This window comes from Streptomyces boluensis (assembly GCF_009908195.1).
Taxonomy (GTDB): Bacteria; Actinomycetota; Actinomycetes; order Streptomycetales; family Streptomycetaceae; genus Streptomyces; species Streptomyces boluensis.
The window spans coordinates 1-6,971 of the sequence record NZ_JAAAHS010000392.1 but is presented as its reverse complement, the minus strand read 5'-3'; the positions used below and the strand labels follow the sequence as shown (position 1 = coordinate 6,971).

The 6,971-nt window shown below is 69.8% G+C and carries 4 protein-coding genes; all 4 read left to right on the top strand.

The window, feature by feature from the left end; translation table 11 throughout:
* The first annotated feature begins 49 nt into the window (after nucleotides 1-49).
* Nucleotides 50-733 carry a spermidine synthase family protein gene (locus tag GUY60_RS31775; protein WP_161704142.1) on the top strand — a complete coding sequence of 228 codons (684 nt, stop codon included), beginning with the start codon at nucleotides 50-52 and terminating at the stop codon, nucleotides 731-733.
* Nucleotides 734-843: 110 nt separating this feature from the next.
* Nucleotides 844-1,581, top strand: coding sequence for a response regulator transcription factor (locus GUY60_RS31770; protein WP_161704140.1), 738 nt, complete (start codon nucleotides 844-846; stop codon nucleotides 1,579-1,581).
* A gap of 10 nt (nucleotides 1,582-1,591) precedes the next feature.
* Nucleotides 1,592-2,770 (top strand): HAMP domain-containing sensor histidine kinase, encoded by a 1,179-nt coding sequence (locus GUY60_RS31765; protein ID WP_246235909.1) that lies wholly within the window; start codon nucleotides 1,592-1,594, stop codon nucleotides 2,768-2,770.
* A gap of 314 nt (nucleotides 2,771-3,084) precedes the next feature.
* Nucleotides 3,085-6,915 carry a multifunctional oxoglutarate decarboxylase/oxoglutarate dehydrogenase thiamine pyrophosphate-binding subunit/dihydrolipoyllysine-residue succinyltransferase subunit gene (locus GUY60_RS31760; protein WP_161704138.1) on the top strand — a complete coding sequence of 1,277 codons (3,831 nt, stop codon included), beginning with the start codon at nucleotides 3,085-3,087 and terminating at the stop codon, nucleotides 6,913-6,915.
* Nucleotides 6,916-6,971 lie beyond the last annotated feature (56 nt).

Below are 6,971 nucleotides of genomic sequence, written 5' to 3'. Positions count from 1 at the left end.
GGGGAAAAAGAGCCGCGCCGCGCACCCCCCACCGTGCAGGATGAACCCCATGCGCGCCCCGTACGACAACGAACCCCGCACCCTCGACCACCGCACCGGCCCGCACGGCGAGATCGTGCTCCGCGAACACGACGGACAGCTCCAGATCATCGCCAACGGCACGTTCCTGATGGACACTTCGGACGGCCGCTCCGAGCGCCTCCTCGTGGACGCCGCCCACGAGACCCTGGACGAACGGCCCGCGCCGAGCGTCCTCATCGGCGGCCTCGGCGTCGGCTTCTCCCTCGCGCACGCCGCCACCGACCCGCACTGGGGCCGCATCACCGTCGTGGAGCGGGAAGCGGCCGTCATCGACTGGCACCGCACCGGCCCGCTCGCGCCGTACACCGCCGAGGCGTTCGCCGACCCCCGCACCCGGATCGTCCACGCCGACCTGCTCGCGCACCTCGACGACCCGGCCGCCCCCACGTACGACGCGCTCTGCCTGGACATCGACAACGGCCCCGACTGGACCGTCACCGAGGACAACGACAGCCTCTACTCCCCCGCCGGACTCGCCGCCTGCACCCGGCGCCTGAACCCCGGCGGAGTGCTCGCCGTGTGGTCCGCGCAGCCCTCCGCCGGATTCGAGAAAGCTCTGCGCAATGCCGGTTTCGAAGGGGTACGTACGCATGAAGTGGCCGTTGTCCGAGGCGTCCCCGACGTGGTCCATCTCGCCGTAAGGGCTGCGTAGCCTAGGTGCCGCAACTGCCCGTACGCTGCTGACCGAACACGCGGAATCACGCGGGATCTTTACCGCAGTTCCACCGAAGTCATTCAAGGCGCATTTTCAGGGGCGGGGCCATGGAGCAGACACACACCTCCCACAACGGCACGGCGCCCACGCCGGGTGCCCAGCGCCGGGTACTCGTGATCGAGGACGATCCGACCATCGTGGACGCCATCGCCGCCCGGCTGCGCGCCGAGGGCTTCCTCGTACAGACAGCGGCCGACGGGCCCTCCGCCGTGGACACGGCCGAGGCCTGGCAGCCCGACCTGCTGATCCTCGACATCATGCTGCCCGGCTTCGACGGACTCGAGGTCTGCCGCCGGGTCCAGGCGCAGCGCCCGGTGCCGGTGCTGATGCTCACGGCGCGGGACGACGAGACGGACATGCTGGTCGGCCTCGGCGTCGGCGCCGACGACTACATGACAAAGCCGTTCTCCATGCGGGAGTTGGCGGCCCGGGTGCACGTACTGCTGCGCCGGGTCGAGCGGGCGGCGCTCGCCGCGGCCACTCCGCGCAGCGGCATCCTCCGCCTCGGCGAGCTGGAGCTCGACCACGCGCAGCGCCGCGTCCGGGTGCGGAGCGAGGACGTCCACCTCACCCCCACCGAGTTCGACCTGCTCGTCTGCCTGGCGAACACCCCGCGCGCGGTGCTCTCCCGCGAGCAGTTGCTCGCCGAGGTGTGGGACTGGGCGGACGCGTCCGGCACCCGGACCGTCGACAGCCACATCAAGGCGCTGCGCCGGAAGATCGGCGCGGAGCGCATCCGTACGGTGCACGGGGTGGGTTACGCCCTGGAGACCCCCACGCCGTGAGGGAGCGGGAATGAGCGGCGGACTCTGGGGCGCGCCCCGCAAACCGCAGCAGGGCACACACGGGCGGGAACGGGCCGGGGCGCGCGGCGAGCCACGCCTCCCGTGGCCGGCCCGGCTGCAAGCCCTGCAGGAACTCCGCCCGTTCTCGATCAAGACCAAACTCGGCACCCTCGTGGTCGTCTCGGTCTTCATCACGACGGGCCTGCTGATGATCGCGGTGCGCACCGAGACGGAGCTGCGCTTCATCACGGTCTTCTCGGTCATCGCGACGCTGCTGATCACGCAGTTCGTGGCGCACTCGCTGACCGCGCCGCTCGACGAGATGAACACCGTGGCCCGGTCCATCTCGCACGGTGACTACACCCGCAGGGTGCGCGGCGCCGACCGTCGCGACGAGCTCGGCGACCTGGCCAGCACCATCAACCGCATGGCCGACGACCTGGAAGCCCAGGAGCAGCACCGCAAGGAGCTGGTCGCGAACGTCTCGCACGAGCTGCGCACCCCGATCGCGGCGCTCCGCGCGGTCCTGGAGAACGTCGTCGACGGCGTCTCCGAGGCCGACCCGGAGACCATGCGTACGGCCCTGAAGCAGACCGAGCGCCTGGGCCGCCTGGTGGAGACGCTGCTCGACCTGTCCCGCCTGGACAACGGCGTCGTCCCGCTGCGGGCCCGCCGCTTCGAGGTGTGGCCGTACCTGTCGGGCGTCCTGAAGGAGGCCCAGCTGTCCGGCGCGGCCAGTGTGCAGCGCCAGGGCATGCCGTCCGGCTCGGGCCGGCACACGCGTACGGACGTTCATCTGCACCTCGACGTGACGCCGCCGGAGCTGACCGCGCACGCGGACGCCGAGCGGCTGCACCAGGTCGTGGCGAACCTCATCGACAACGCGGTGAAGCACTCGCCGCCGCACGGCCGGGTCACGGTGCGGGCCCGGCGCGGTCCGACGCCCGAGTCCCTCGACCTGGAGGTCCTGGACGAGGGTCCGGGCATTCCGGAGTCCGAGTGGCACCGGGTCTTCGAGCGCTTCAACCGGGGCGCGGTGGTCAAGCCGCACGGCCCCGACAGCGACGGCGGCACCGGCCTCGGCCTGGCCATCGCGCGCTGGGCGGTCGAGCTGCACGGCGGCCGGATCGGGGTGGCCGAATCCACCCGCGGCTGCCGGATCCAGGTCACCCTTCCGGGCATCCCCTGACATCTCGCGTTGACGTAGGGTTCGAAGCGCAAGCACAGGATCTTCGACTCTTCGAATCATCAAGCGGGGAAATACCGAGGATCTACGCGCTCCGAGGCAAGGGTGCGGGCCGATCGGGGGCCGCAGTCGCGGGCAGCGCTGCCCTGCCATAGCGGAACCTCGCTTGTTTCCCGCCATTTCCGGCCCCGAAACTCGCGATCCGATGTGACTTACGCGACCAAAGGCCCGCCCGGTCTGCACCTCTCGGCCACGGAGGCGTAGCCTTTATTCCCGCTGTCCATCACCTTGTGAAGCGGAAGAGGGCGGTTACCGCCGTGTCGCCACAGTCCCCCAGTAACTCGAGCACCACGACCGACCAGGAGGGGCAGGGCAAGAACCCTGCCGCTGCTTTCGGTCCCAACGAGTGGCTCGTCGACGAGATCTACCAGCAGTACCTCCAGGACCCGAATTCGGTTGACCGAGCCTGGTGGGACTTCTTCGCCGACTACAAGCCGGGGAGCGCCAGCGCCGCTCCGGCTCAGCCGACGCAGGCTCCCGCCGCCGGTACCGCAGCCGCGGGGGCTGCGGGAACCTCCACGCCGAGCGCTCCCGCAGGCGTGTCGACGCAGACCCCGGCTCCCGCGAAGCCCGCCGCGGACGCTCCGGTCCCCGCTGCCGCCCCGGCGAAGCCCGCGACCCCGGCTCCGGCCGCGGCCGCGCCCGCCGCCGCGAAGCCCGCCGCGAAGCCCGCCGCAGCGCCCGCGCCGAAGAAGGCCGAGCCGGCCGCGGAGGCCCCCGCGGGCCCCGAGCTGGTCACGCTGCGCGGCCCCGCCGCCGCCGTCGCGAAGAACATGAACGCCTCGATCGAGGTGCCCACGGCCACGTCCGTGCGCGCGGTCCCGGTGAAGCTGCTCTTCGACAACCGCATCGTCATCAACAACCACCTGAAGCGCGCCCGGGGCGGGAAGATCTCCTTCACCCACCTCATCGGGTACGCGATGGTGCAGGCCATCAAGGCCATGCCGTCGATGAACTACTCCTTCGCGGAGAAGGACGGCAAGCCGACCCTGGTCAAGCCGGAGCACATCAACTTCGGCCTCGCCATCGACCTGGTGAAGCCCAACGGCGACCGCCAGCTCGTGGTCGCGGGCATCAAGAAGGCCGAGACCCTGAACTTCTTCGAGTTCTGGCAGGCCTACGAGGACATCGTCCGCCGCGCGCGCAACGGCAAGCTCGGCATGGACGACTTCACCGGTGTCACGGTCTCGCTGACCAACCCCGGTGGCCTCGGCACCGTCCACTCCGTGCCGCGCCTGATGCCCGGTCAGTCGGTCATCATGGGCGTCGGCTCCATGGACTACCCGGCGGAGTTCCAGGGCACCTCCCAGGACACCCTGAACAAGCTCGGCATCTCGAAGGTCATGACGCTCACGTCGACCTACGACCACCGGGTCATCCAGGGCGCCGCCTCCGGCGAGTTCCTGCGCGTCGTCGCCAACTCCCTCCTCGGCGAGGAGGGTTTCTACGACGACATCTTCAAGTCGCTGCGCATCCCCTACGAGCCGGTCCGCTGGCTCAAGGACATCGACGCGTCGCACGACGACGACGTCACGAAGGCCGCCCGCGTCTTCGAGCTGATCCACTCCTACCGGGTCCGCGGCCACGTCATGGCCGACACCGACCCGCTGGAGTACCGCCAGCGCAAGCACCCCGACCTGGACATCACCGAGCACGGCCTCACCCTGTGGGACCTGGAGCGGGAGTTCGCGGTCGGTGGCTTCGCCGGTCAGTCGATGATGAAGCTCCGCGACATCCTCGGCGTGCTGCGTGAGTCGTACTGCCGCACCACCGGCGTCGAGTTCATGCACATCCAGGACCCGAAGCAGCGCAAGTGGCTGCAGGACCGCATCGAGCGCCCGCGCAACAAGCCGGAGCGCGAGGAGCAGCTGCGCATCCTGCGCCGCCTGAACGCGGCGGAGGCTTTCGAGACCTTCCTGCAGACGAAGTACGTCGGCCAGAAGCGGTTCTCCCTGGAGGGCGGCGAGTCCGTCATCCCGCTGCTCGACGCGGTCATCGACTCGGCCGCCGAGTCGCGCCTCGACGAGGTCGTCATCGGCATGGCCCACCGCGGCCGCCTGAACATCCTCGCGAACATCGTGGGCAAGTCGTACGCGCAGATCTTCCGCGAGTTCGAGGGCAACCTCGACCCGAAGTCGATGCACGGCTCCGGCGACGTGAAGTACCACCTGGGCTCCGAGGGCACCTTCACCGGTCTCGACGGTGAGCAGATCAAGGTCTCGCTCGCCGCCAACCCCTCGCACCTGGAGGCGGTCGACCCGGTCCTGGAGGGCATCACCCGGGCCAAGCAGGACATCATCAACAAGGGCGGTACGGACTTCACGGTCCTGCCCGTCGCGATCCACGGTGACGCGGCCTTCGCGGGCCAGGGTGTCGTGGCCGAGACCCTGAACATGTCGCAGCTGCGCGGCTACCGCACCGGTGGCACCGTGCACGTCGTCATCAACAACCAGGTCGGCTTCACGGCGGCGCCCGAGTCCTCGCGCTCCTCCATGTACTCGACCGACGTGGCGCGGATGATCGAGGCCCCGATCTTCCACGTCAACGGCGACGACCCCGAGGCCGTCGTCCGCGTCGCGCGCCTGGCGTTCGAGTTCCGGCAGGCGTTCAACAAGGACGTCGTCATCGACCTCATCTGCTACCGCCGCCGCGGCCACAACGAGTCGGACAACCCGGCGTTCACGCAGCCGCTGATGTACGACCTGATCGACAAGAAGCGCTCGGTGCGCAAGCTCTACACCGAGTCCCTCATCGGTCGCGGTGACATCACGCTCGAAGAGGCCGAGCAGGCCCTTCAGGACTACCAGGGCCAGCTGGAGAAGGTCTTCACGGAGGTCCGCGAGGCCACCGCGCAGTCCGCTCCGGGTCATGTCCCGGGCGCCGAGGCCGAGTTCCCGGTCGCGGTCAAGACTGCCGTCTCGCAGGAGGTCGTCAAGCGGATCGCCGAGTCCCAGGTCAACATCCCCGACCGCGTCACCGTGCACCCGCGACTGCTTCCGCAGCTGCAGCGCCGCGCGGCCATGGTCGAGGACGGCACGATCGACTGGGGCATGGGCGAGACCCTGGCCATCGGTTCGCTGCTCCTGGAGGGCACCCCGGTCCGCCTCGCGGGCCAGGACTCCCGCCGCGGCACCTTCGGTCAGCGGCACGCGGTCCTCATCGACCGGGAGACGGGCGACGACTTCACGCCGCTGCTCTACCTCGCGGACGACCAGGCGCGCTACAACGTCTACGACTCGCTGCTCTCCGAGTACGCGGCGATGGGCTTCGAGTACGGCTACTCGCTCGCCCGTCCCGAGGCGCTCGTGATGTGGGAGGCGCAGTTCGGCGACTTCGTCAACGGCGCGCAGACGGTGGTGGACGAGTTCATCTCGTCCGCGGAGCAGAAGTGGGGCCAGCACTCCGGTGTGACCCTCCTCCTCCCCCACGGCTACGAGGGCCAGGGCCCGGACCACTCGTCCGCGCGCCCGGAGCGGTTCCTGCAGCTGTGCGCGCAGAACAACATGACGGTCGCGATGCCGACCCTGCCGTCGAACTACTTCCACCTGCTGCGCTGGCAGGTGCACAACCCGCACCACAAGCCGCTGATCGTCTTCACCCCGAAGTCGATGCTGCGTCTGAAGGCCGCGGCGTCCAAGGCGGAGGAGTTCACGACGGGCGGCTTCCGCCCCGTCATCGGCGACGCCTCGGCCGACCCGGCCGCCGTCCGCAAGGTCGTCTTCTGCGCGGGCAAGGTCTACTACGACCTGGAGGCCGAGCGGCAGAAGCGCGGCGCCACGGACACGGCGATCATCCGCATCGAGCGTCTGTACCCGCTTCCGGGTGCCGAACTCCAGGAAGAGATCGCCAAGTTCCCGAACGCCGAGAAGTACCTGTGGGTGCAGGAGGAGCCGGCGAACCAGGGTGCCTGGCCGTTCATCGCGCTCAACCTGATCGACCACCTGGACCTGGCCGTCGGCGCCGACGTCCCGCACGGTGAGCGCCTGCGCCGCATCTCGCGGCCGCACGGCTCCTCCCCCGCGGTGGGCTCCGCGAAGCGCCACCAGGCGGAGCAGGAAGCGCTGGTCGCGGAGGTCTTCGACGCGTAGCGCTGCGCTTGGCTGTAGGTGAGATCGGGCCGCACCCCACTTTGGGGGGTGCGGCC